The organism is Cellulomonas hominis, from assembly GCF_014201095.1.
Taxonomy (GTDB): domain Bacteria; phylum Actinomycetota; class Actinomycetes; order Actinomycetales; family Cellulomonadaceae; genus Cellulomonas; species Cellulomonas hominis.
In genome coordinates, this window is record NZ_JACHDN010000001.1 from 2,712,901 (window position 1) to 2,736,960 (window position 24,060).

At 75.4% G+C, this 24,060-nt stretch carries 22 protein-coding genes and 2 riboswitches; of the genes, 15 read left to right on the forward strand and 7 right to left on the reverse strand.

All coding sequences use genetic code 11. From position 1 onward, the window contains the following. Nucleotides 1-2 precede the first annotated feature (2 nt). On the reverse strand, nt 3-557 hold the full coding sequence (locus HNR08_RS12760; protein ID WP_146836873.1) for a hypothetical protein: 555 nt from the start codon (nt 555-557) through the stop codon (nt 3-5). A gap of 40 nt (nt 558-597) precedes the next feature. Between HNR08_RS12760 and purN the strand changes: the two genes are divergently transcribed. From purN to HNR08_RS12775, 3 genes are all read left to right on the forward strand, one after another. Beyond that, nucleotides 598-1,245: a phosphoribosylglycinamide formyltransferase gene (purN, locus tag HNR08_RS12765; RefSeq protein ID WP_146836870.1), complete on the forward strand. Its 648-nt coding sequence runs from the start codon at nt 598-600 to the stop codon at nt 1,243-1,245. A gap of 3 nt (nt 1,246-1,248) precedes the next feature. Next, nucleotides 1,249-1,339, forward strand: a riboswitch (ZMP/ZTP riboswitch). A 51-nt stretch (nt 1,340-1,390) separates the two neighbouring features. Further along, entirely contained in the window at nt 1,391-3,025 is a 1,635-nt protein-coding gene (gene purH / locus HNR08_RS12770) for a bifunctional phosphoribosylaminoimidazolecarboxamide formyltransferase/IMP cyclohydrolase (RefSeq protein WP_146836867.1), read from the forward strand. 105 nt (nt 3,026-3,130) lie between these two features. Further along, nucleotides 3,131-4,360 (forward strand): ROK family transcriptional regulator, encoded by a 1,230-nt coding sequence (locus tag HNR08_RS12775; RefSeq protein ID WP_146836864.1) that lies wholly within the window; start codon nt 3,131-3,133, stop codon nt 4,358-4,360. On the opposite strand, the gene HNR08_RS12780 is transcribed toward HNR08_RS12775, so the two are convergent. The 3 genes from HNR08_RS12780 to HNR08_RS12790 are packed head-to-tail and all read right to left on the reverse strand — an operon-like array spanning nt 4,353 to nt 5,964. Beyond that, a complete protein-coding gene (locus HNR08_RS12780; protein ID WP_146836861.1) occupies nt 4,353-5,321 on the reverse strand; it encodes an NAD(P)-dependent alcohol dehydrogenase in 969 nt (322 codons plus the stop codon). The genes HNR08_RS12775 and HNR08_RS12780 overlap by 8 nt on opposite strands. Then, the gene (locus tag HNR08_RS21835; RefSeq protein ID WP_168431918.1) at nt 5,318-5,545 is read right to left on the reverse strand and encodes a helix-turn-helix transcriptional regulator; all 228 of its coding nucleotides are present in this window, start codon (nt 5,543-5,545) and stop codon (nt 5,318-5,320) included. The genes HNR08_RS12780 and HNR08_RS21835 overlap by 4 nt, the downstream gene beginning before the upstream one ends. Continuing rightward, nucleotides 5,539-5,964, reverse strand: coding sequence for a hypothetical protein (locus tag HNR08_RS12790; protein ID WP_146836858.1), 426 nt, complete (start codon nt 5,962-5,964; stop codon nt 5,539-5,541). Before HNR08_RS12790 ends, HNR08_RS21835 begins: the two co-directional genes overlap by 7 nt. Nucleotides 5,965-6,169: 205 nt before the next feature. Here HNR08_RS12790 and HNR08_RS12795 point away from each other — a divergent pair, with 205 nt between their 5' ends. The 5 genes from HNR08_RS12795 (at nt 6,170) to HNR08_RS12815 (ending at nt 13,556) form a co-directional block, all read left to right on the forward strand. Next, entirely contained in the window at nt 6,170-7,525 is a 1,356-nt protein-coding gene (locus HNR08_RS12795; RefSeq protein ID WP_146836855.1) for an extracellular solute-binding protein, read from the forward strand. Beyond that, a complete protein-coding gene (locus HNR08_RS12800; RefSeq protein ID WP_146836851.1) occupies nt 7,525-8,454 on the forward strand; it encodes a carbohydrate ABC transporter permease in 930 nt (309 codons plus the stop codon). The genes HNR08_RS12795 and HNR08_RS12800 overlap by 1 nt, the downstream gene beginning before the upstream one ends. Then, a complete protein-coding gene (locus HNR08_RS12805) occupies nt 8,454-9,359 on the forward strand; it encodes a carbohydrate ABC transporter permease (protein WP_146836848.1) in 906 nt (301 codons plus the stop codon). Before HNR08_RS12800 ends, HNR08_RS12805 begins: the two co-directional genes overlap by 1 nt. A 43-nt stretch (nt 9,360-9,402) precedes the next feature. Continuing rightward, a complete protein-coding gene (locus HNR08_RS12810; protein ID WP_146836845.1) occupies nt 9,403-12,471 on the forward strand; it encodes an alpha-mannosidase in 3,069 nt (1,022 codons plus the stop codon). A 125-nt stretch (nt 12,472-12,596) separates the two neighbouring features. Next, nucleotides 12,597-13,556: a DsbA family protein gene (locus HNR08_RS12815; RefSeq protein WP_146836842.1), complete on the forward strand. Its 960-nt coding sequence runs from the start codon at nt 12,597-12,599 to the stop codon at nt 13,554-13,556. 6 nt (nt 13,557-13,562) lie between these two features. Here HNR08_RS12815 and HNR08_RS12820 read toward each other — a convergent pair whose 3' ends face one another. After that, entirely contained in the window at nt 13,563-14,852 is a 1,290-nt protein-coding gene (locus HNR08_RS12820; RefSeq protein ID WP_246803044.1) for an FAD-dependent oxidoreductase, read from the reverse strand. A 105-nt stretch (nt 14,853-14,957) separates the two neighbouring features. Here HNR08_RS12820 and HNR08_RS12825 point away from each other — a divergent pair, with 105 nt between their 5' ends. Further along, a complete protein-coding gene (locus HNR08_RS12825; RefSeq protein ID WP_146836839.1) occupies nt 14,958-15,335 on the forward strand; it encodes a DUF3017 domain-containing protein in 378 nt (125 codons plus the stop codon). An 88-nt stretch (nt 15,336-15,423) separates the two neighbouring features. On the opposite strand, the gene HNR08_RS12830 is transcribed toward HNR08_RS12825, so the two are convergent. Beyond that, nucleotides 15,424-16,467 carry an MIP/aquaporin family protein gene (locus tag HNR08_RS12830; protein ID WP_146836836.1) on the reverse strand — a complete coding sequence of 348 codons (1,044 nt, stop codon included), beginning with the start codon at nt 16,465-16,467 and terminating at the stop codon, nt 15,424-15,426. A gap of 199 nt (nt 16,468-16,666) precedes the next feature. Here HNR08_RS12830 and HNR08_RS12835 point away from each other — a divergent pair, with 199 nt between their 5' ends. The 3 genes from HNR08_RS12835 to HNR08_RS12845 all read left to right on the forward strand — a co-directional run bounded on the left by HNR08_RS12835 (nt 16,667) and on the right by HNR08_RS12845 (nt 20,056). Then, entirely contained in the window at nt 16,667-17,884 is a 1,218-nt protein-coding gene (locus HNR08_RS12835; RefSeq protein ID WP_146836833.1) for an NADP-dependent isocitrate dehydrogenase, read from the forward strand. 167 nt (nt 17,885-18,051) lie between these two features. After that, nucleotides 18,052-19,236, forward strand: a complete 1,185-nt coding sequence (locus tag HNR08_RS12840; RefSeq protein WP_146836830.1) for an ROK family transcriptional regulator — start codon at nt 18,052-18,054, stop codon at nt 19,234-19,236. A gap of 49 nt (nt 19,237-19,285) precedes the next feature. Next, entirely contained in the window at nt 19,286-20,056 is a 771-nt protein-coding gene (locus HNR08_RS12845; protein ID WP_146836827.1) for an ATP-binding cassette domain-containing protein, read from the forward strand. A 28-nt stretch (nt 20,057-20,084) separates the two neighbouring features. Here the strand turns inward: HNR08_RS12845 and purU are convergent, their stop codons facing one another. Then, nucleotides 20,085-20,939, reverse strand: a complete 855-nt coding sequence (purU, locus tag HNR08_RS12850) for a formyltetrahydrofolate deformylase (RefSeq protein WP_146836824.1) — start codon at nt 20,937-20,939, stop codon at nt 20,085-20,087. Nucleotides 20,940-21,060: 121 nt separating this feature from the next. Between purU and HNR08_RS12855 the strand changes: the two genes are divergently transcribed. The 3 genes from HNR08_RS12855 (at nt 21,061) to HNR08_RS12865 (ending at nt 23,946) form a co-directional block, all read left to right on the forward strand. Next, complete coding sequence (locus tag HNR08_RS12855) at nt 21,061-21,564, forward strand: GNAT family N-acetyltransferase (protein WP_146836821.1); 504 nt, start codon at nt 21,061-21,063, stop codon at nt 21,562-21,564. A gap of 49 nt (nt 21,565-21,613) precedes the next feature. Then, nucleotides 21,614-21,702: riboswitch (ZMP/ZTP riboswitch) on the forward strand. Nucleotides 21,703-21,764: 62 nt separating this feature from the next. Beyond that, entirely contained in the window at nt 21,765-23,054 is a 1,290-nt protein-coding gene (gene glyA, locus HNR08_RS12860) for a serine hydroxymethyltransferase (protein WP_146836818.1), read from the forward strand. A 13-nt stretch (nt 23,055-23,067) separates the two neighbouring features. Next, nucleotides 23,068-23,946, forward strand: a complete 879-nt coding sequence (locus HNR08_RS12865; RefSeq protein ID WP_146836815.1) for a bifunctional methylenetetrahydrofolate dehydrogenase/methenyltetrahydrofolate cyclohydrolase — start codon at nt 23,068-23,070, stop codon at nt 23,944-23,946. Nucleotides 23,947-24,060 lie beyond the last annotated feature (114 nt).

Sequence of the window (24,060 nt, forward strand, 5' to 3'; positions counted from 1 at the left end):
CCTCAGCTCCCGCCCGTGACCCCGCGCGTCAGGTCCGCCACCGCGTCCCGGTAGTCCCGCTCGCACGCCGCCTGGGCCGACCGGGTCAGGGCGCCCGACAGGCAGTCCTGCCGCGCGGTGTCCGCCGGCCACAGCGCCAGCGTCCCGAGCGTGCTCACCGCGAGCACGGCGGTCATCGCGAGGCCGACGGCCAGCATCGGCGCGAGGCCCCCGCGCACCCGGGCGGCGACGACGGACCGCAGGGCCCGCACGCCCGCGACGGCGGCGCCGACCAGGAACGCCAGCGACGCCAGGCGCCAGGGCAGCGGCAGCATGCTGACGAGCACGCCCGCGACGAGCCAGACGCCGAAGTGCCGGACCAGGCGCCCGACCCGGGCGAGGGCCTCGGGGTCCGGCGGCGGAGGCGTGGGCGCGGCGCCGACCGGCGGGTGCAGGCCGAGCGGCGGGGCCGCCTGAGGCGCGGCCGGCGGCGCCGCCGGGGGCCCGGCCGGCGGCACCGCACGCTCCCGCGACCCCTCCGGGCTGTCCGGGGGCGGCGGGGCGTACGGGTTGCTCACCGGGACATCCTCCCGCATCGCCGGGCTAGGGTGTCGGCCCATGACCGCCGCGCCGCCGCCCCGCCCCGACACGCGCACCGGGGGCCGCCTCGTCGTGCTCGTCTCCGGGGGCGGCACCAACCTCGCGGCGCTGCTCGCGGCGCACGCCCAGCCGGGCTACCCGGCGCGCGTCGTCGGCGTGGTCGCGGACCGCGCGGAGGCCGGCGGTCTGGCGCTCGCGCGGGAGGCCGGGGTGCCGACCGCGGTGGTGGCCCCGGGCGACTTCCCGGACCGGGCGGCCTGGGACGCGGCGCTGGCCGAGGCGGTCGGCGTGTTCCGGCCGGACCTCGTGGTGTCGGCGGGGTTCATGCGCATCCTCGGGGCACCGGTGCTGGAGCGCTGGCCGGGCCGGGTCGTCAACACGCACCCCGCGCTGCTGCCGTCGTTCCCGGGGGCGCACGCCGTGCGGGACGCGCTCGCGTACGGCGCCAGGGTGACGGGCTGCACGCTGCACGTCGTGGACGCCGGGGTGGACACCGGGCCGGTGGTCGCGCAGGTCGCGGTGCCGGTGCTGGACGGCGACGACGAGGCGGCGCTGCACGAGCGGATCAAGGTCGCCGAGCGGCGGCTGCTGGTCGAGCAGGTCGCGCGGATCGTGGCCGAGGGGATGCGCGTCGAGGGCCGGAGGGTCGTCGTCGGCCTCGGGTAGGCTCGACCCGGTCGTGACTGGCGAGAGGTGGAACTGACCACCGGGGAGCGGCCGCAGCAGTCCCGCCGTCGCACCGTTCGCCTGGGTGCTCGGGTCCGACCACCGTGGCACCCGCCGTGGTGCCCGCCCGACCCGGAGGACCGCCATGTCCCACGAGAAGCTCGCCCCGCTGCCGACCGTCGCCGACCCCGCCGCGGACGCCACCCGCCGCCCCGTGCGCCGCGCTCTGCTGTCCGTCTACGACAAGTCCGGGCTGGTCGAGCTCGCGACCGCCCTGCACGCCGCGGGCGTCGAGCTGGTCTCCACCGGCTCCACCGCGGGCACCGTCGCCGCCGCCGGCATCCCCGTGACGCGCGTCGAGGACCTCACCGGGTTCCCCGAGTGCCTGGACGGGCGGGTCAAGACGCTGCACCCCCGTGTGCACGCCGGCATCCTCGCGGACACCCGCCGCCCGGAGCACCTGGCGCAGCTCGACGAGCTGGGCGTCGCGCCGTTCGAGCTGGTGGTCGTCAACCTGTACCCGTTCACGCAGACCGTGGCATCGGGCGCGACCCCGGACGAGTGCGTCGAGCAGATCGACATCGGCGGGCCGTCGATGGTCCGGGCGGCGGCGAAGAACCACCCGAGCGTCGCGGTCGTCGTGGACCCGGCGTCCTACGTCGACGTGGTCGAGGCGGTCGGCGCGGGCGGCTTCACGCTGGCCGAGCGCACCCGGCTGGCGGCGCAGGCGTTCGTGCACACCGCCACCTACGACGTCGCGGTGGCGTCCTGGATGGGCGACGTCGCCACGACGACCGACGAGGTGGACGGCGTCAGCACCGGCTTCCCGGCCTGGGTCGGGGCGACCTGGGACCGCGCGGACGTGCTCCGGTACGGCGAGAACCCGCACCAGCGCGCCGCGGTCTACACCTCCGGGCACGGCCCGGCCGGCCTGGCGCAGGCGACGCAGCTGCACGGCAAGGCGATGTCGTACAACAACTACGTCGACGCGGACGCGGCCTGGCGCGCGGCGCACGACCACGAGGGCCCCGCGGTCGCGATCATCAAGCACGCCAACCCGTGCGGGATCGCCGTCGGCGCGGACATCGCAGACGCGCACGCGAAGGCGCACGCCTGCGACCCGGTCTCGGCGTTCGGCGGCGTCATCGCGGCGAACGGCACGGTCACCCGCGCGGCGGCCGAGCAGATCGCGGAGGTGTTCACCGAGGTGGTCGTGGCGCCCGGCTTCGAGCCCGAGGCCCTCGAGGTGCTGACCCGGAAGAAGAACATCCGGCTGCTGGTCGTCGAGGGTGCCCCGTCCGGCGGCGTCGAGATCCGCCCGGTCAGCGGCGGTCTGCTGATGCAGGAGGTCGACCGCGTCGACGCCCCCGGCGACGACCCGGCGACGTGGACGCTCGCCGCGGGCGGGGCCGCCGACGACGCGACGCTCGCGGACCTGGCGTTCGCCTGGCGCGCGGTGCGGGCCGTGAAGTCGAACGCGATCCTGCTGGCCGACGGCGGCGCGTCCGTCGGCGTCGGGATGGGTCAGGTCAACCGGGTCGACTCGTGCCGCCTCGCGGTGGAGCGGGCGAACGCGGGCGACGCCGAGCGGGCCCGGGGCGCGGTCGCGGCCTCGGACGCGTTCTTCCCGTTCGCGGACGGCCTGCAGGTGCTGCTGGACGCGGGTGTGCGCGCGGTGGTGCAGCCCGGCGGCTCGGTCCGGGACGAGGAGGTCGTCGCGGCGGCGCAGGCCGCGGGCGTCACGCTCTACCTGACGGGCACCCGGCACTTCGCGCACTGACACGGCGGCCCGTCCCGCGGCGGCGCCCGTCCGGTGGTCTGCCATGATGCAGCCACCGGTCCGGGCGCACCGCGGCGCCCCGGCGAGCGGTCGACGGGAGGCGTGATGCGGCGCGGGACGAACCTGCCGCGGATGGGCGACTTCAACCAGACGGTCGTGCTGGACGTGATCCGGCGCGCCGGCGGCGGCCTCGCGCGCGCCGAGGTCGCCCGCCGCACCGGCCTGTCGCCGCAGACCCTCACCAACGTGGCCCGGCGGCTGCTCGACCTCGGCCTGGTCGTGGAGGAGGGCGAGGCGGCCCGCCGCGGCCCGGGGCGACCCGGCACGCTGCTGCGCCTGAACCCGGGGAGCCGGTTCGCGGTCGGGGTGCACCTGGACCCGGCGACGATGACGTTCGTGCTGCTGGACCTGTCGGGCGCCGTGCTCGCGCGGGCGCAGGTCCCGACCCCGGTGCCGGAGGACCCCGACGCGGTGCTGGACGGGCTGGCCGCCGAGATCGAGGGGCTGCTCGACGGCGCCGGGGTGGACCGGGACCGGGTGCTCGGCGTCGGCATCGCGGCGCCCGGGCCGATCGACGTCGAGGCCGGCGTCGTGCTCGACCCCCCGCACCTGCCGGGCTGGCACGACGTGCCGCTGCGGGACGCCGTGGCCGAGCGGACCGGCCTGCGCGCGGTGCTGGACAAGGACGTGATCGCGGCGGCGTGCGCGCACCTGTGGCACCCGGGGGAGCGGGCGTCGGACTTCGTGTTCTTCTACCTCGGCACGGGCGTCGCGGTCTCGACGGTGCTGCACGACGAGGTGGTGCGCGGCGTCTCCGGCAACGCGGGGGAGTCCGGGCACCTGATCGCCGACCCGGACGGCGCCCCGTGCTGGTGCGGGCGCCGCGGCTGCCTGGGTGCCGTCCTGCGGGCCGAGGCGCTCGCGGAGCAGGGCCGCGCGGCGGGGGTCGTGCTGCCGGACTGGGGCGACGGCACGGACCCGCGGGCCGTGGACGACGCGGTGACGGCGCTGTGCGCCGCCGCGGACGCGGGCCACGCCGGGGCGGGGGACGTGCTGCGGCTCGCGGGCCGTCGGGTCGGGATGGCGGCGGGCGTGCTGACCGACCTGCTGGACGTGCCGGCGATCCTCGTCGGGGGACCGCTGTGGGACCGGATCGCCCCGCACGCCGCGGACGCGCTCGCCGCCGAGGTCGCCGCGCACCCGGTGCCGGGCGGGCACCCGCTGACGGTGGCCTCGTCCGCGTTCGGGCCGCAGGTCGGCGCCGTCGGCGCGGGGTGCATCCTGCTGGGCCGGGCGTTCACCCCGCGGCCGACGGACCTGCTCCTGGTCAGCTGACCGCGAGCAGCACCTTCCCGCGGGCCGCGCCCGACGCCAGGTGGTCGATCGCCGCCGCGGCCTGGTCGAGCGGCAGCACCCGCTCGACGGCGGGCACGAGGTCCCCGGAGGCGAGCAGGTCGCGCAGCCGGCCCAGGTCCGCCGGGTTGTCCCGGGAGACCACGCCGACCAGCCGCTGCCGCACGAGCGGGGACAGCAGCGCCGCGCGCAGCTGCCGGGCCGTGCCGCCGCCGAGCACGTCGCCGCCGCCCTCCGCGCCGACCAGGGCGAGCGCGCCGCGCGGCGCGAGCAGCCGGCGCAGGTCCCGCAGCGGGTCCAGCCCACCGGTGACGACGACCCCGTCGTAGCCGGCGCCCCACGCGGCGCGGTCGGCGCGGTCCACCACCGCCTCCGGCTCGAGCGCGCGGACCGCGTCGAGCTTCCCGGCGGAGGTCGCCGCCGTCACCCGGGCGCCCGCGAGGACGGCGAGCCGCACGGCCAGCGAGCCGACGCCGCCGCCCGCGCCGAGCACCAGCACCCGGGACCCCGGCTCGACCCGCGCACCGCGCAGGGCGTGCAGGGCCGTCGTGCCCGCGGTCGGCAGCGCGGCCGCCGCCTCCGGCGCGACCCCGTCCGGGATCCGGGCCAGCGCGCGCTCCCGGGTCAGGGCGAGCTCCGCGAAGGCCGCCGGGGCGGTGCCGAACACCCGGTCCCCGGCCCGCAGCCCCGTCACCTCCGGCCCGACCGCGCGCACCACGCCCGCGACGTCGCGGCCGATCCCGGGCTCCCGGGGCACGCGCGCGCCGAACGCCAGCCGGGCCACCGAGGGCAGGCCCGTCATGAGGTGCCAGTCCGCCATGTTCACGCCCGCGGTCGTCACCGCCACCAGCACCTGGTCGCGTGCCGGCGCCGGCGGGTCGGCCCGCTCCACCACCCGCAGCACCGACGAGTCCCCGTACCGCTCCCGCACCACCGCCCTCATGACCGCTCCCCTTCCGGCTCGTACGCGAACACCTGGTCGATCGGCCGGCCGAGGGCGCGGGCGATCTGGAACGCCAGCTCGAGCGAGGGCGAGTAGCGCCCCTGCTCGACGGCGATGACGGTCTGCCGGGTGACGCCCAGGGCCGCGGCGAGCTGGGCCTGCGTGAGGCCCCGCTCCGTGCGCAGCGCCCGGATGCGGTTGGTCACCGCCGTCGGCCTCACCACGGGCCGACCCCCCGGCGGAAGGCGACGAGCCGCGCGACCGCGGACAGCACCGCCGACAGCACGAAGCCGAGGTAGAGCACGTTCGCGATCCAGAACGGGTCCGCCTCCAGCAGCGCGAGCGCCAGACCGCCGAGGCCGCCGAGGACCAGGAACGCCTGCCCGACGTGCTCGCCCAGCCGCTCGATCTCGCGCTCCCGTTCGTCGCGGACGGCCCGGTCGGGGGAGGCGGCGCCGAGCACGATCCCGGCGACGATGCCGGCCAGGACCGCGGCGCCGATGCTCGCCAGCATCGGGCCGGCGTACGCCACCTCGGTCAGCGGCCCGCCGTCGGCCCGGCCCAGGACGACGGCGACGTAGATCCCGTACCCGAGGACGGCGATCACGCCGAAGGCCCAGGTGTTCTTCTCCTGGTAGGACATGGTTCCCCGCTCCCGATGTCAAAGATGTTTGACACGACGACCGTAGGGCGGCCGGCGCGGGATGTCAAACATCTTTGACACGTCCCCGGCGTCACGGTTGTGTCACGGGTCACACCACCCCCTTGACAGCAATTCGTCCAGACGTTGTAGTTATCGGGTCCCGGCAGCGCCGCCCGGACCGTGCACGTGGAGCAAAGGAGCATCCATGCGTCTGCAGACCCGTCTCGTCGCCCTGTCCGGCGTCGCCGTCCTCGCCCTCGCGGCGTGCAGCAACGGGGGCGGAGGTGGCGGGGGCGACGACACGACCCTCACCGTCGCCTATCAGAAGACCGCGCAGTTCGTGCAGCTCGACGACCTGCTGCAGAAGGCCAAGTCCGAGTACGAGGCCGCGAACGAGGGCATGTCCGTCGACCTGGTGGCCATCGAGGCCGAGCAGGATCAGTACTTCACCAAGCTCGCGCTCATGAACGGGTCCGCGGACACCGCGCCCGACGTCATCTACGAGGACACGTTCCAGATCCGGTCCGACGCCGCGGCGGGATACCTGCTGCCGATCGACGAGTACGTCGAGGCCTGGGAGGACTGGGACCAGTTCCCCGAGAACGCCCGGCAGGCGGGCCTCGGCGACGACGGCTCGGTGTACGGCGTCTCGATGGGGACCGACACCCGCGGGCTCTACTACAACAAGGACCTGTTCGCGCAGGCCGGCCTGCCGACGGACTGGCAGCCGGAGACCTGGGACGACGTCCTCACCGCCGCGCGCACCATCAAGGAGAAGGTGCCGGACGTGACGCCGATCAACGTCTACGCGGGCAAGGCCGCCGGCGAGGCCACCACGATGCAGGGCTTCGAGATGCTGCTGTACGGCACCGACGACCAGCTCTACGACGCCGACAGCCAGAAGTGGATCACCGGCTCGCAGGGCTTCGTCGACTCGCTCGGGTTCCTCGAGACCATCTACTCCGAGGGCCTCGCCCCGTCGCTGGACATCGCGCTCGACGCCTCCGTCGGCGCCCGCGTCGCCACCGAGCTGCTGCCGCAGGGCGAGCTCGCGATCGCCCTCGACGGGTCGTGGCTGCCCGGTGGCTGGATCAGCGGTGACAACGCCTGGCCCGAGTGGGAGCAGACGCTCGGCATGGCGGCCATGCCGACGCAGGACGGCCAGGAGCCCGGCTTCACCTCGATGTCCGGCGGCTGGACGCTCGCGGTCGGGGCGCACGCCGGCGACCCGCAGGCGGCGTTCGACTTCATCGCCACCGCGCTGAACCGCGAGAACTCGCTCAAGTACGACACCGAGAACAGCCAGATCGCGGTGCGCACGGACGTCGCGGAGGACCCGGAGTACCTGGGCTACAACCCGTCGTTCGAGTTCTTCAGCTCCCTCGTCGAGTACACCCACTTCCGCCCGGCGACCCCGGACTACTCGCAGATCTCCTCCAACATCCAGGTCGCCGCGGAGTCGGTGGCCACGGGGCAGGCCACGCCGGAGGAGGCGGCCGCGCTGTACGACGAGGGCCTGGTGTCCATCGTCGGTGACGACGCCACGCAGGCCGCGGGCTGATGACCGCGATCCCCCTCGACCGGACGGCGGCGGGCGGCGGGCTGCCCCGCCCCCGCCGCCGGCCGGGCCGGACCGCGCTGCGGCTGGTCCCGCTGCTGCCCGCGGTGGTCCTCATGCTGGTGTTCCTGGCCGGCCCGGTGCTGTGGTCGTTCTACGGGTCGCTCACGAACCAGGCGCTCACCGGCTACCGGGCGGCGAACCCCGAGTTCGTCGGGCTGGACAACTACGCCGCGCTGCTGACCGACGACGGGTTCTGGAAGGCCGTCGTGCTGACCGTCGTGTTCGTCGGGGCGTCCGCGGTGATCGGGCAGAACGTGCTCGGCATGGTCCTCGCGCTGCTGCTGCGGGCCTCCGCCCGGCCGCTGCGCGCGGTGGTGTCGGCGCTGGTGGTCATGGCGTGGGTGCTGCCGGAGATCGTCGCGGCGTTCGCGCTGTACGCCTTCTTCTCCACCGACGGCACGCTGAACCAGGTGCTCGGCTGGGTCGGGCTCGAGGGGCCGACGTGGCTGATCTCGCTGCCGATGCTGTCCGTGATCCTCGCGAACATCTGGCGGGGCACCGCGTTCTCGATGATGGTCTACGGCGCGGCGCTGTCGGAGGTGCCCCCGGACGTCACGGAGGCCGCCGCCATCGACGGCGCGACCGGGCCGCAGCGGTTCTTCCGGATCACGCTGCCGATGATCCGCCGGTCCGTGTCGACCAACCTCATGCTCACGACGCTGCAGACCCTCGCGGTGTTCACCCTGATCTGGGTGATGACCGGCGGCGGGCCCGGCACCGACTCCTCGACGCTGCCCGTGCTGGCGTACCAGGAGGCGTTCAAGTTCGCCCAGGTCGGCTACGGCACCGCCATCGCCACGGTGACCCTCGTCGTCGGCGCGGTGTTCTCGATCGTGTACATCCGCGTGCTCAAGCCGGAGGTGGACTGATGGCCGCGCTCACCGCCCCGACGGCCCCCGCGGCCGTCCCGGGCCGGCCCCGCCGGGAGCGCCGGGTGCCCTCGGTCGCCGCGCCCCGGCGGCGCACGGGCCGGGTGCTCGTCGCGGTCGCGCTGGTCGCCGTCGGGATCGCGTTCCTCGTGCCGCTCGCGTGGATCGTGCTCGCGTCGCTCGACCCGGCGGCGACGGTGTCCGTGAAGGTGCCGGAGACGTTCACCCGGGACAACTTCGCGGAGATCCTCACCTGGGAAGGGACGTTCCGGCCGCTGTGGAACTCCACGGTCATCTCCGGCGGGACGGCGGTCATCACCGTGCTGGCGTCGGTGCTCGCGGCCTACCCGCTGTCCCGGTACCAGATGCGGTTCCGCAAGCCGTTCCTCTACACGATCCTGTTCGGCACCTGCCTGCCGATCACCGCGATGATGGTCCCGGTCTACGCGCTGTTCGTGAACCTCGGGCTGCTGGACTCGGTGCCCGGCACGGTGTTCTTCCTGGCGGCGACGTCGCTGCCCATGGCGATCTGGATGACCAAGAACTTCATGGACTCCGTGCCGGTGTCCCTGGAGGAGGCCGCGTGGGTGGACGGCGCGGGGTCGATGACCGCGTTGCGCCGCATCGTCGTGCCGCTCATGCGCCCGGGGATCGCGGTGGTGTTCATCTTCGTGTTCACGGGGGCGTGGGGGAACTTCTTCGTCCCGTTCGTCCTGCTGTTCTCGCCGGACAACCAGCCGGCGGCCGTCGCGATCTACTCGTTCTTCGGCACGTACGGCACCGTCGCCTACGGCCGGCTCGCGGCCTTCTCGATCCTCTACTCCGTCCCGGTCCTCGTGCTGTACCTGCTGGTGCAGCGGTTCTCGGGCGGCTCGTTCGCGATGTCCGGGGCCGTCAAGGGCTGACGCCCGCGCCCGTGCCCCACGCCCATCCCACGGAAGGTGACCCATGCCCCTCGACGCCCACGCCGCCCGCGTCCTGCAGCGCACCCAGCGGTTCCTGCACGAGCGCCTCACGCCCGCCCTCGTCGCCGGTCGCGTGCCGCTCGCCGTCACCGCCTGGACCGCGCCGGGGGAGCCGGTGCCGTTCGCGGAGGCCGTCCGGCAGCCCTACGCCGATGCGCCCCCCGGGACGCCCTGGGGCGCGCCGTGGAGCACCACGTGGTTCCGGATGACCGGCGCGGTGCCGCCCCAGTGGGCGGCGTCCGAGGCGGTACGGTCCGGGCGGCACGCCGTCGAGCTCGCGATCGACCTCGGGTTCACCACCACGCAGCCCGGGTTCCAGGCCGAGGGGCTGGTGCTGCGGCCCGACGGCACGGCGGTCAAGGGGCTGTCCCCGCGCAACCAGGCGGTGCCGTGGGCGGACGCCGCGGTGGACGTGTACGTCGAGGCGGCCGGCAACCCGGACGTCGGGAGCAGCACCTGGTACGGCCCCACACCGCTCGGCGACCCGCTCACCGCCGGGACCGAACCGCTGTACGCGCTGCGGTCCGCCGACGTGGTGCTGCGCGACGTGGAGGTCTGGGAGCTCTGGCAGGACCTGCTCGCGCTGCAGGGGCTGGTCGAGGTGGCCGACCCCGGCTCCACCCGGTACGCCCGGGTGCTCCGGGCGCTCGACCTCGTGGTGGACGCGGTGGACCCGTTCGACGTCGCCGGCACCGCCGCCGCGGGCCGCGCGGTGCTGCGGCCGGTGCTCGACGTGCCCGCGGTCCCCGGCGGTCACCGGGTGCTCGCGACCGGGCACGCGCACATCGACTCCGCGTGGCTGTGGCCCGCGCGGGAGACGGTGCGCAAGTGCTCGCGGACGTTCGCCAGCGTCGTCGCCCTGATGGACGAGCGGCCCGACTTCGTGTTCGCGTGCTCGTCCGCGCAGCAGTACGCCTGGGTCGCCGAGCGGCACCCGGAGCTGTTCGAGCGGATCCGGGCCAAGGTCGCCGCGGGGCAGTTCGTCCCGGTCGGCGGCATGTGGGTCGAGTCGGACACCAACATGCCCGGGGGCGAGGCGCTGGCCCGGCAGATGGTCGAGGGCAAGCGGTACTTCCTCGAGGAGCTCGGCGTCGAGACGCAGGACGTCTGGCTGCCCGACTCGTTCGGGTACACCGGGGCGCTGCCGCAGATCGTCCGCGCCGCCGGCTCGCGGTGGTTCCTGTCGCAGAAGCTGTCGTGGAACGACACCAACCGGATGCCGCACCACACCTTCCGGTGGGAGGGCATCGACGGCTCCCGGGTGCTCGCGCACTTCCCGCCGGTCGACACCTACAACTCCGACCTGTCGCCGCGCGAGCTCGCGCACGCGGAGCGGAACTTCGCCGACAAGGACGTCGCCTCCGAGTCGCTCGTCCCGTTCGGCTGGGGCGACGGCGGCGGCGGGCCCACCCGGGAGATGCTCGCCGCGGCGGACCGCGCGCGGTCGCTCGGCGGCCTGCCCGAGGTCGAGCTCGGCTCGCCGAACGACTTCTTCGCGCGGGCCGACGCCGAGCTCGCCGACGACGGCGCCGTCTGGTCGGGGGAGATGTACCTCGAGTACCACCGCGGGACGTACACGTCCCAGGCCCGGACGAAGCGCGGCAACCGGCGCAGCGAGCACCTGCTGCGCGAGGCCGAGCTCTGGGCCGCCACCGCGGCGGTCCGCGCCGGCGCGGCGTACCCCGCCGAGGAGCTGCGCGCGCTGTGGCGCGTCGTGCTGCTGCACCAGTTCCACGACATCCTCCCCGGGTCCTCGATCGGCTGGGTGTACCGGCAGGCGGAGGAGGCGTACGCCGACGTCGAGCGGCGGGCGGAGGCCGTGATCGGCGCGGCGCTCGCGGCCCTCGTCGGCGACGGCGCGGCGACCGTCCGGCTGAACGCCGCGCCGCACGCCCGGGACGGCGTCCCGGCGCTCGGCGGCGCCGTGGCGTCGGACGCGGCGGACGCGTCCGGTGCCGCGGCCGGGACCGTCGAGGTGCTGCGCGCCGACGACGGCACGCTGCGGGTCCGCACCGACGTGCTCGACGTCCGGCTCACGTCCGGCGGCCAGCTCGCGTCGGTGCGCGACCTCGTCGCCGACCGCGAGGCCGTCGCGCCCGGCACCGTCGCCAACCTGCTGCAGGTGCACCGGGACGTGCCCCGGCAGTGGGACGCCTGGGACATCGACGCCGAGTACCGGCGCACCGTCGAGGACCTGCTCGACGCCGACGACGTCGAGGTCGTCGCGGAGAAGCCGGACCGCGCGGTCGTCCGCACCTCCCGGCGCGTCGGCGACTCCTCGATCGTGCAGGAGCTGACGTTCCGGCCCGGCACCCGGGCCGTCGAGATCGACACCGAGGTCGACTGGCACGAGCGGCAGCGGCTGCTCAAGCTCGCGTTCCCGCTCGACGTGCACGCCGACCGGTCCGCCGCCGAGACCCAGTTCGGGCACGTGCTGCGGCCCACGCACACCAACACGTCCTGGGACGTCGCCCGCTACGAGATCTGCGCGCACCGGTGGCTGCACGTCGGCGAGCCCGGGTACGGCGTGTCCGTCGCGAACGACGCCACCTACGGGCACGACGTCACCCGCGTCGAGGGCCCGGACGGCGGCACCGCCACGGTCGTGCGGCAGTCGCTGCTGCGGGCCCCGCTGTTCCCCGACCCCGAGGCCGACCAGGGCCGGCACCGGTTCCGCACCGTGCTGCACGTCGGCGCCGGCATCCCGGAGGCGGTCGTCGACGGGTACCGGGCGAACCTGCCCGTGCGCGAGGTCCGCGGCTCGCACGGGGTCGAACCGCTGGTCGCGGTGTCCGGCGCGGGGGTCGTGGTCGAGGCCGTCAAGCTCGCGGACGACGGGTCCGGGGACGTCGTCGTCCGGCTCTACGAGGCGCACGGCGCCCGGGCCCGGGCCGAGGTCGCGCCGGGGTTCCCGGCCGCCGGGGTCGCGGAGGTCGACCTGCTCGAGCGCGAGGTGCCGGCGCGGGCGCTCACGGGCGCGGGGACGGACGGCACGGCGGTGCTGGAGGTGCGGCCGTTCCAGCTGGTGACGCTGCGCGTGCGGCGCGCCTGACCGGGCACCGCACAGGCTGGTTCCAGGCGCGGCTCAGGGTCGTGCCAGGGTTCGGCGGCAGCGTCGGCGCTGGTGACGGCCGCGCCGCCGCCGGACCCGACCCGCCCCGCACCAGGAAGCCACCGATGACCGCACGCCCCGCCGCGATGGCGAAGCTCCCCAAGAAGGACCGCAAGGCGCTCGCCCGGGAGCTCGCCCGGATCGAGCGGGAGCGGCAGGAGCGACGGCGACGGCGCAACCGGCGGCTCGGCTGGGCCGGGGCGGGCACCGCGGTGGTCGCCGCGGGGGTGGTGGCGGCGCTCGCGGTGCAGGCGTCCGTGCGGGCGGGGCAGATCGGGCCGCTGAACATGGAGTCCGACGGCATCGTGCTCGGCGGCGACGGGAGCGCGGTGACCGCCGGGCGCACCGGCGCGCTCGACCCCGGGGACTCGCCGATCGCCACGGCCGTCGACCGGACCTCCGGCGTGCTGGACCTCGTGCTCTACCTCGACTACCGCTCGCCGGAGGCCGCGGCGTTCTGGTCGGCGAACGGCGCGGCGGTCGAGGAGTGGGTCACGGCGGGGTACGCGACGCTCGAGCTGCACCCGCTGGCGCTCGCGGACGGCGCGGACGGCGCGGAGGGCGACTACTCCCTGCGCGCGGCCGGCGCGCTGGCGTGCGTGGCGGACACGGCGCCGGACTCCGCGCTGAGCGTGCACGACGCGCTGCTGGCCGCCCAGCCCGACCTCGACGAGGACGGCCTGGACGACGACGACCTGGTGGCTCTGGTGCAGAACGCCGGGGTGACCGACGAGACCGTCGCCGGCTGCGTGACCTCCGGGTCGTTCACCGACTGGGCCCGGGAGGCCACCGACCGCGCGGCGCAGGCGGTCCCGTTCGACGTCGGCGCGGTGACCACCAGCCCGGTGCTGCTGGTCGGGGGGCAGGAGTACACGGGCGCGCTCGACGACCCGGACGCGCTCACGGCCTTCATCGAGCAGGTGAGCACCCAGCTCGCCGACGAGGCGGCCGCGGCGGAGGCGGCGGCGTCGCCGAGCCCGACGGCGTCGGCGGACCCGGGCGCGACGGCCGACCCGACGCCCTGACGGAGGTCAGCCGGCCAGCGTCCGCGCGAGCGGCACGCCCGGGTCCGCCGCCCGGGCCCGGTCGAGCACCGGCAGCGCCGGCCCGGAGAACAGCCGCCGCGCCCCGCCGACGTCCCGCGGCCGGTCCACGGTGAACACCGCGGTGAGCCGGTCGGAGCCGGGGGCGAACCAGAGCGCCGACCAGCCCTCGCCGCCCGCGGGGTCGCCGCGCAGCACCAGCTCGTCGCCGTCGCCCGGCAGGCCGTGCAGCGCCAGCTCGTGCCCGAGCTGGGTGGAGAACACGTACGGCGCGGGGTCGGGCTCGGCGGGCGGGTGGCCGAGCAGCCCCGCGACGGCGGTGGCCGGGCCGCGGAGCGCCGCGTCCCAGTGCCCGCCGGGCACCCAGCCGTGCCGCGCGGAGCGCCGGGTGGCCGCGTCGCCCACGACGCGCACGTGCGCCGGCCCGTCGACGGGGGCGTGCGCCTCGTCCACGCGGACCGCGCCGTCCGGGCCGACCGGCAGGGCGCCCGCCAGCCAGCCGGTCGCCGGCCGGGCGCCGACGGCCGCGAGGACCGCGTCGGCCGGGAGCACCTCGCCGTCGGCGAGCGTCACCGCGCCGGCCTCGACCGCGGCGACCGCGACCCCGGTGCGCAGCCGCACCCCCGCGGCGGCGTACCAGGGCACCGTCAGCGCCCCGACCCCCGCGCCCAGCACCGTGCCGAGCGGCGCCTCGCGCGCCTCCACCACCGTGACGTCCGCACCCGCGGCGGCGGCGACCGTCGCGACCTCCGCGCCGACCCAGCCCGCCCCGATGACGACGAGCCGCACCCCCGCGGCCCGCCCGCCGCCGAGGGCGGCCCGGAGCCGCTCTGCGTCCGCCGCGGTGTGCAGCGTCAGGGCGCTCGGCCACGCGGGCGGCCGGACCGCGGCGGCGCCGGTCGCGAGCACCGCGGCGTCCGCCGCGACGGTGCCGTCCGCGGTGCGCACGACGACCCCGGGCCCCGCGAGGTCCAGCCCGGTCGCCGCGGTGCCGAGCCGCACCTCGTCGGCGAGCGCGAGCGCGTCCGCGCCGAGCTCGTCGGCCAGCCACGCGGGCGCCGGGCGGTCCAGCAGGTGCTTCGACAGCGGCGGCCGGTCGTACGGTGCGACGGGCTCGGCGCCGAGCACGGTCACCCGGCCCGTGAACCCCTGGGCCCGGAGCTCGAGGACGGTGCGCGCCCCGGCGAGCCCGGCCCCGACGACGACCACGGACCCGGGCGGCGCCGCGGTCCGGCCGGGCGCGGGGGCGAGGGCGTCGGGACGACCGGGTGCGGGCACCCCGCCACGGTAGCCGCGCAGGCCGCGGGTCCGCCCGCAGGGGACGGGGGTACCCTCGGACCCGGCGCGCGGAGGTCGCGCGGAACCGGCCGGAGGGAGCGTGACGTGAGCCGCGAGGACACGCCCCTCCCGCTGCCCGATCCGGTCCCGCCCACGGAGGAGCGGTTCGACGCCGAGGGCCGCCCGCTCGACCCCCGGGCCATCGCGCGGGCCTCGCTCGCCGCCGACCGGAACTGGTCGCTGTGGGTGGTCTCGGGCGCCGTCGCCCTCAGCGTGGCGGTCGCGGTCGTCGCGGGCACGCCGACGGGCGCGCTCGTGCTGGCGGTCTTCCTCGCGTGCTGCGCCGTCGTCCGCGGGGTGGTGCGCGGTGGGCCGGCCGCCCTCGTCGTCCGCAGCCGGGTCACCGACGTCACGGTGCTCGCGGCGCTGGCGATCGCGATCGGCGTGCTGTCCCAGATCGTCCCGGTCCCCGTCGTCCCCTGAGCCGGCTCCTGAGCCGGCGCCGGCCCGGACACGCCGCGGGGCGGCGACCCGGACCGGGCCGCCGCCCCGCGGGCGCGTCGTGCGGAGGTCAGCGCTGCGGCTGCACCTCGACCTCGACCTCGTCCAGCTCGATCTCCTCGTCCAGCAGGTCGTCGTCCTGCGGCTCCGCGGCGAAGGCGCGGTACAGCAGCGCCGCGATCGCCGCACCGACCAGCGGCGCGACCCAGAACACCCAGAGCTGGCCCCAGGCCCAGGACTCCGAGAAGATCGCCGCGGCCGTGGCGCGCGCCGGGTTCAGGGCGCCGCCGGTGACCGGGTAGGCGACGAGCACGGCGAACGCGACCGTCAGGCCGACCGCGAACGCGGCCTGCTGGCGGGTGCCGCGCCGGTCGGTCGCGCCCAGGTAGACGCCGACGAGGATCGCGGCGAGGACGGCCTCGATCAGCAGCGCCGCGAGCAGCCCGAAGCCGGTGCCGCCCGTCGACTGCGCGATCGGGGAGTGGGCCTCGAAGCCGTTCGCGGTGCCGCTGAAGAACGACCGCTCGTTGCCGGTCAGCGCCTCCAGCGACGTGCTGGCGACGAACAGCACGGCCGCGGCGAGCGCGCCGCCGACGAGCTGCGCCAGCCAGTAGGGGACCACGTGGCCCCACGGGGTGCGGCCGGCGAGCGCCGAGCCGAGGGTGATCGCCGGGTTGAAGTGCCCGCCCGAGACGTGCGCCACCGCGATGAACGCGCCGATCGTGCCGAACCCGAAGCCGAGCGCGACGCCGATGACACCCGCGCCGGTGACCGACGCGAACAGCGCGGCCCCCAGGCCGGCGAGCAGCACGACGAAGGTGCCGAACAGCTCGGCGCCGACGCGGGCGACGAGCGACGGGCCGGTGAGCGTGGCGCGCACGGCCGCGATCTCGACCTCGCCGGCCTCGACGTCGACCGGGGCGGGCCGCGCGGTGCCGTAGCCGCTCGCGGCGCCGTAGCCGACGGGGACCGCGGCGGGCGCGGGGGCGGCGGCGGGGGCCGGGGCGGCGGTGGGCTGCGCGGCGGGCGCGGGCTGCGCGGGCGGCGCGGCGGGCGCGGTGCTCTCGGCGGGGCCGTCCGGGACCTCGGCGGGCTCGGGCTTGTCCTGAGGCATGTTCATCCGTTCGTCCGGGGTGCGGTGGCGGCGCGGCCCCGCGGAGGGCGGGGTGCTCGGCGCCGGTCCGGCGCCGGGCGGTGGTCCCGCACCCGGGCCGGGCACATCCGTCCAGCATGCCACGGTCGGCTGTGCGGCGCCTGGACATCGGCGCGGTCGCGGGCCGCGAAGTCTCTCGACGTCAAGTAATCTGGCGCCCATGGCGAAGATCACGGTGGTTGGACCGGTCGTCGAGCTCGACGGTGACGAGATGACGCGGATCATCTGGCAGTTCATCAAGGACCGCCTGATCCATCCGTACCTCGACATCGACCTGCGCTACTACGACCTCTCGATCGAGAACCGCGACGCGACGGACGACCAGGTCACGGTCGACGCCGCGCACGCGATCAAGGAGCACGGCGTCGGCGTCAAGTGCGCGACGATCACCCCGGACGAGGCCCGGGTCGAGGAGTTCGGCCTCAAGAAGATGTGGCGCTCACCGAACGGGACGATCCGCAACATCCTCGGCGGCGTGGTGTTCCGCGAGCCGATCATCATCAGCAACATCCCGCGCCTGGTGCCGGGCTGGAACAAGCCGATCATCATCGGCCGCCACGCCCACGGCGACCAGTACAAGGCGACCGACTTCACCGTGCGGGGCGCGGGCACGCTGACCCTGACGTTCACCCCCGCGGACGGCTCCGAGCCGATCCAGCAGGAGGTCGTCACCTACCCCGAGGCCGGCGGCGTCGCGATGGCCATGTACAACTTCGACGAGTCGATCCGCGACTTCGCGCGCGCCTCGTTCGCGTACGGCCTGCAGCGGCAGTACCCGGTGTACCTGTCCACCAAGAACACGATCCTCAAGGCCTACGACGGCCGGTTCAAGGACCTGTTCCAGGAGGTGTTCGACACCGAGTTCGCCGCCGCGTTCGCCGAGGCCGGGCTCACCTACGAGCACCGCCTGATCGACGACATGGTCGCCTCCGCCATGAAGTGGGAGGGCGGCTACGTCTGGGCCTGCAAGAACTACGACGGCGACGTCCAGTCCGACACCGTCGCGCAGGGCTTCGGCTCGCTCGGACTCATGACCTCGGTCCTCATGACCCCCGACGGCCGGACCGTCGAGGCCGAGGCCGCGCACGGCACCGTGACCCGGCACTACCGCCAGCACCAGGCGGGCAAGCCGACGTCGACCAACCCGATCGCGTCGATCTTCGCGTGGACCGGCGGCCTGAAGCACCGCGGCAAGCTGGACGGCACCCCCGAGGTCACGCAGTTCGCGGAGACCCTCGAGGACGTCGTGGTGAAGACCGTCGAGAGCGGCAAGATGACCAAGGACCTCGCGCTCCTCGTCGGCCCGGAGCAGGCGTGGCTGACCACCGAGGACTTCCTCGCCGCGCTGGACGAGAACCTGGCCGCGCGCCTGGGCTGACCCACCCCGCGACCGCACCGGCCGCCGCCCCGCACCCGCGGGCAGCGGCCGGTCGTCGTCGCGGCCGGGTGGGCCGTCGCGCGCGGTTGACGTCACGTCGTGAAGCCACCGCCGCGTGCCCGTCGCGACGTCACGCCGGAGGTGCGGGCGGCTGTATCCTCGACGGCGTGGGCACTGATCGGGTGACCCCGGGCTCTCAATCTTCACTCCGTGAAGCCAACCGCGCCCGGATCGTGAGTGCCGTCCAGCAGCGTGGCTCCCTCACGCAGGTCGAGCTGGCCGGTGTGACGGGGCTGTCACCCGCCACGGTGTCGAACATCGTCAAGGAGCTCACCGGCGCGGGCGTGCTCAACACCACGCCCACCTCCCGCAGCGGGCGCCGCGCCCAGCAGGTGACCCTCGCACGGAACCTCGGCCTGGTCGGCGGCATCCACTTCGGCTCCCGGTCGCTGCGCGTCACCGTCGCGGACGTCGCGCACCGGATCGTCGCCGACCAGCGCATGCCCCTGCCGCCGGACCACCGCGCCGACGCCGGCCTGGAACGCGCCTCCCTGCTGCTGACCGAGCTCGTCGACTCCGTGGACGCCACGATGTCCGAGGTGCTGGCGGTCGGCGTGGGCGTGCCCGCGCCCGTGGATCCCGAGTCCGGGCGGATCGTGTCGGTCGGCGTGCTGCGCGGCTGGGACGGGGTGTCCGTGCCCGAGGTGCTGGAGCGGCGGCTCGGCGTCCCGGTGCAGGTCGACAACGACTCGAACCTCGGCGCGCTGGCGGAGCTGCGGCTCGGCGCCGCGCGCGGCAGGCGGCACGTGCTCTACCTGCGGGTGTCGCACGGCGTCGGCAGCGGCCTGGTCGTCGACGGGCGGATCTTCCACGGCCGCTCCGGCGCGGCGGGGGAGTTCGGGCACATCACGATCGACGACAACGGGCCGATCTGCCGGTGCGGCAACCGGGGCTGCCTGGAGACGTTCATCGGTGCGCCCGCGCTGCTGTCGATGCTCGCGTCCAGCCACGGGCACCTGACGCTGCCCGACGTCATCGCCCGCGCGCAGGAGGGCGACCCGGGGTGCCGGCGGGTGATCTCCGACGCCGGGCGCGCGCTGGCCGTGGCCGCCGCGAACACGTGCAACCTGTTCGACCCGGAGCTCGTCGTCGTCGGCGGGCGCCTCGCCTCGGCGGGGCCGATCCTGCTGGACACGTTCCGGTCCGTCCTCGCGCAGCGCACGCTGCCGAGCACCGCGGGCCCGGTCGACGTGGTGCCGTCCGAGCTCGGCACCGCGGCGGAGGTGCGCGGCGCGCTCGCCCTCGCGCTGGACCACGCCGGTATTGCGCAGTCGATGGCGGTGGCAGGATGAACCGGTGCAGCACGGCGCGCGGCAAGGACGCAGCGGAGGAGGGGCCGAGGTGACGACACCCGTCCTGTCGGTGCGGGGGGTCTCCCGCAACTACGGCGCCGTGCGCGCGCTCGTCGACGTGGACCTCGACATCCACGCCCACGAGGTGGTCGCCATCGTCGGCGACATCGGCGCCGGCAAGTCGACGCTGGCCCGGGTCATGTCCGGCGCCCTCGCGCCCGACGCCGGCCGCATCGAGGTCGACGGCACGCCCGTGACCCTGTCCTCGACGCGCGCCGCCCGGGACCTCGGCATCGCCGCCGTGTTCCAGGACCTCGCGCTCGCCGAGAACCTCGACGTCGTGCAGAACCTGTTCCTCGGCCAGGAGCTCCGCCGCGCCGGGATGCTCGACGAGCGCCGGATGGAGCGCCGCGCCTGGGAGGTGCTGGGCCAGCTCGCCGCGCGCGTCCCGTCGGTGCGGGCGCCGGTGCGCGCGCTGTCCGGCGGGCAGCGGCAGGCCGTCGCCGTCGCGCGCACCCTGGTCGGGGAGCCGCGCGTCGTCGTCCTGGACGAGCCGCTGGCGTCGCTCGGCATCTCCCAGACCGCCGAGGTGCTCAACATGGTCGAGCGGCTGCGGGAGTCCGGCCTCGGGGTCGTGATGATCAGCCACTCGATGGTGGACGTGCAGGCCGTCGCCGACCGGATCGTCGTGCTGCGGCTCGGCCGGATCAACGGCGACTTCGACGCGCAGCACGCGTCCTACGAGGACCTGATCGCCGCGATCACGGGCATCACCCCGACCGGCCGGCTCGCCCGGCCGACCCGCCCCGCGGCGCTCTGAGCTCCGCGCGGGCCGGACGCGCCCGCGGTCAGCGGAAGACGATGGTGCGGTGGCCGTCCAGGAGCACGCGGTGCTCCGCGTGCCAGCGGACCGCGCGGGCCAGCGCCCGGCGCTCGACGTCCTGGCCCAGGGCCACGAGGTCCTCGACGCCGCGGGTGTGGTCGACCCGCTCCACGTCCTGCTCGATGATCGGCCCCTCGTCGAGGTCGCCGGTCACGTAGTGCGCGGTCGCACCGATGAGCTTCACGCCGCGGTCGTGCGCCTGGCCGTACGGGCGCGCGCCCTTGAACGACGGCAGGAACGAGTGGTGGATGTTGATGATCCGGCCGGCCAGCGCGCGGCACAGGTCGTCGGACAGGATCTGCATGTACCGGGCCAGGACGACCAGCTCGACGTCGAGCTCCTCCACGAGCCGGAGCAGCTCCGCCTCGGCCTGCGCCTTGGTGTCCTTCGTGACCGGGACGTGGTGGAACGGGATGTCGTAGAACGCCGCCATGTCGCTGAGCACGGTGTGGTTCGACACGAGGCCCACGATGTCGATCGGCAGGCCCTCCGACCGCTGCCGGAACGCCAGGTCGTTGACGCAGTGCGCGGTCGTCGAGCCGAGCAGCAGGGTGCGCATCTTGCGGCCGGCCACGTCGAGCGACCACTGCAGGCCGAACCGCGGGGCCAGGGCGGCGAGCGCGGACTCCAGGTCGGCGCGCGGGGTGTGCGCCTCGACCTCGACGCGCATGAAGAACAGGCCCGAGAGCGGGTCGCCGAACTGCTGCGACTCGGTGATGTTCCCGCCGTGCTCCGCGAGCAGCCCCGCGACCGCGGCGACGATGCCGGGCTGGTCGGGGCAGGAGAGCGAGAGCACCCAGGAGGTCGCGGTCGTCGACATGAGACCGGAGGGTACCCGCGCCGCGGCGAACGGGTCGGGGGTGCCCGGGATCCGGCCGTTCACCCGCGCGTCGGGACCTGTGGGTGGTCGAGGTCGCGGAGGGCCTGAGACGATGGGGGGCATGAGCGAGACCGAGGTGACCATCCGACCCGTCGTCGACGCCGACGCCGGCGAGCTCCTGACCCTGCGCCGCGCCGCGTTCGTCACCGAGGCCCAGCAGTACGACGACCCGCACATCCCGCCGCTGACCCAGACGCTGTCCGAGCTCCGCACCGACCTCGCGACCGAGGGCGTCATCACGCTCGGCGCGTGGGCCGGGCACCGGCTGGTCGGGTCGATCCGCGTGGTGCTCGAGGGCAAGAAGGCCACGCTCGGCCGGTTCGCCGTGGCGCCGGACCAGCAGGGCCACGGCGTCGGGACCCAGCTGCTGCTGGCGATCCTCCCGCACCTGCCGGAGGACGTGGAGGAGGTCTGGGTGTTCACCGGGCGCGACTCCGTGCACAACCTCGCGCTGTACGAGAAGCACGGCTACACCCACGAGCACGACCAGACCGTCGGGGACCTCACGTACGCGTACCTGCGCCGGATCCTCGGCGACGACTCCGAGGCGCCCGCCTCGGCCTGAGGTCCCGTCCGCGGACGCCGCACCCGGAGCCCGCGCGGCGTTGCTAGTCTGGGCGGGTCGCGACTGGCGCACAGGTGGGTCACCACCGGGGAGCGACGTAGCTCCCGCGACGTCGGGTCGGACGCCTGGGCCCCGCGGTCATCCACACACCACCGGTGTGCGGCCGACACGACCGCGCACGCCGACTGCCGAGGAGACGCATGAGCGCCGACACCACGCCCCTGCTCGACCAGAACCTGTCCCAGGTGGACCCCGAGATCGCCGCCGTGCTGGACGGGGAGCTCGCCCGCCAGCAGGGCACGCTCGAGATGATCGCGAGCGAGAACTTCGTCCCGCGAGCCGTCCTGCAGGCGCAGGGCTCCGTGCTGACCAACAAGTACGCCGAGGGCTACCCGGGCCGCCGGTACTACGGCGGCTGCGAGCAGGTCGACATCGCGGAGAACCTCGCGATCGCCCGCGCGAAGGACCTGTTCGGCGCCGAGCACGCCAACGTCCAGCCGCACTCCGGCGCCACCGCGAACGCGGCCGTGCTGCACGCCCTGGCCAGCGCCGGCGACCGCATCCTCGGCCTCGAGCTCGCGCACGGCGGCCACCTGACGCACGGCATGAAGATCAACTTCTCCGGCAAGCTCTACGACGTCGGCGCGTACGGGGTGAACCCGGACACCTTCCTCATCGAGCCCGAGGCGATCCGCGAGGCCGCCCTCAAGCACCGGCCGCAGGTCATCATCGGCGGCTGGTCCGCGTACCCGCGGCACCTCGACTTCGCCGCCATGCGGGAGATCGCGGACGAGGTCGGCGCGAAGCTCTGGGTCGACATGGCGCACTTCGCCGGCCTGGTCGCCGCGGGCCTGCACCCGTCGCCCGTGCCGCACGCGGACGTCGTGTCCTCCACCGTGCACAAGACCATCGGCGGCCCCCGCTCCGGCTTCATCCTGAGCCGCGAGGAGTACGCCAAGAAGATCGACTCCGCGGTGTTCCCGGGCCAGCAGGGCGGCCCGCTCATGCACGTCATCGCCGCCAAGGCCGTGTCGTTCAAGATCGCCGCCGGCGAGGACTTCCGCGACCGCCAGCAGCGCACGATCGACGGCGCGCGGATCATCGCCGAGCGCCTGGTCGCCCCCGAGGTGGCCGCCGCGGGCGTGTCCGTGCTGACCGGCGGCACCGACGTGCACCTGGTGCTCGTCGACCTGCGGAGCTCGTCGCTCGACGGCCAGCAGGCCGAGGACCTCCTGCACGACGTCGGCATCACCGTGAACCGCAACGCGGTGCCGTTCGACCCGCGCCCCCCGCGCGTCACCTCCGGCCTGCGCATCGGCACCCCGGCGCTCGCGACCCGCGGCTTCGGCGACGCCGAGTTCACCGAGGTCGCGGACATCATCGCGACCGCGCTGACCGACGGCGCCTCCGCCGACGTCGAGGCCCTGCGGGCGCGGGTGGCCAAGCTGGCCGACGCGTTCCCGCTGTACCCCGGCCTGCAGCAGTACTGATCGGGGCCGCGACATGACGGCGAAGACGCTCGACGGCAAGGCCACGGCCGCCGCGATCAAGTCCGAGCTGGCCGCGCGCGTGCGCGTGCTGGCGGAGCGCGGCATCACGCCCGGGCTCGGCACGCTGCTGGTGGGCCAGGACCCGGGCTCGGTGTCCTACGTCGCCGGCAAGCACCGGGACTGCGCGGAGGTCGGCATCGCCTCGATCCGCGAGGACCTGCCCGCCGACGCCACGCAGGAGGACATCGAGGCCGCGGTCCGGCGGCTGAACGAGGACCCGGCGTGCACCGGGTTCATCGTGCAGCTCCCGCTGCCCCGCGGCATCGACACCAACCGGGTGCTGGAGCTCGTCGACCCCGACAAGGACGCCGACGGCCTGCACCCGACCAACCTCGGCCGCCTGGTGCTCCGGGTCAACGAGGACGTCACGTCCCCGCTGCCCTGCACGCCGCGCGGCATCATCGAGCTGCTCACGCGGCACAGGGTCCCGCTGGCCGGGGCGGACGTCACCGTCATCGGGCGGGGGACCACCGTCGGGCGCTCGATCGGCCTGCTGCTGACCCGCCGCGCCGTGAACGCCACCGTCACCCTCACGCACACGGGCACCGCCGACCTCGGCGAGCACACCCGGAACGCCGACGTCATCGTCGCCGCCGCCGGGGTGCCGGGGATCCTCACGGCCGACCTGGTGAAGCCCGGGGCCGTGGTGGTGGACGTGGGCGTGTCCCGGGTGACGGACCCGGAGACGGGCAGGAGCCGGATCGCGGGCGACGTGGACCCCGGCGTCGCGGAGATCGCGGCGTGGGTGTCCCCGAACCCCGGCGGCGTCGGGCCGATGACCCGGGCGATGCTGCTGGCGAACGTGGTGGAGTCGGCGGAGCGCGGGGCCTGAGGGCCCGGTCGCGTCGCGCGAGGTCGAGGGTCTCGCCCGCTGGAGGGGCCGGAGACCCTCGACCTCGCGCGGAACCGTCGACCTCGCGCTCCGGGTGGCCGGCGCGCCCGCGGC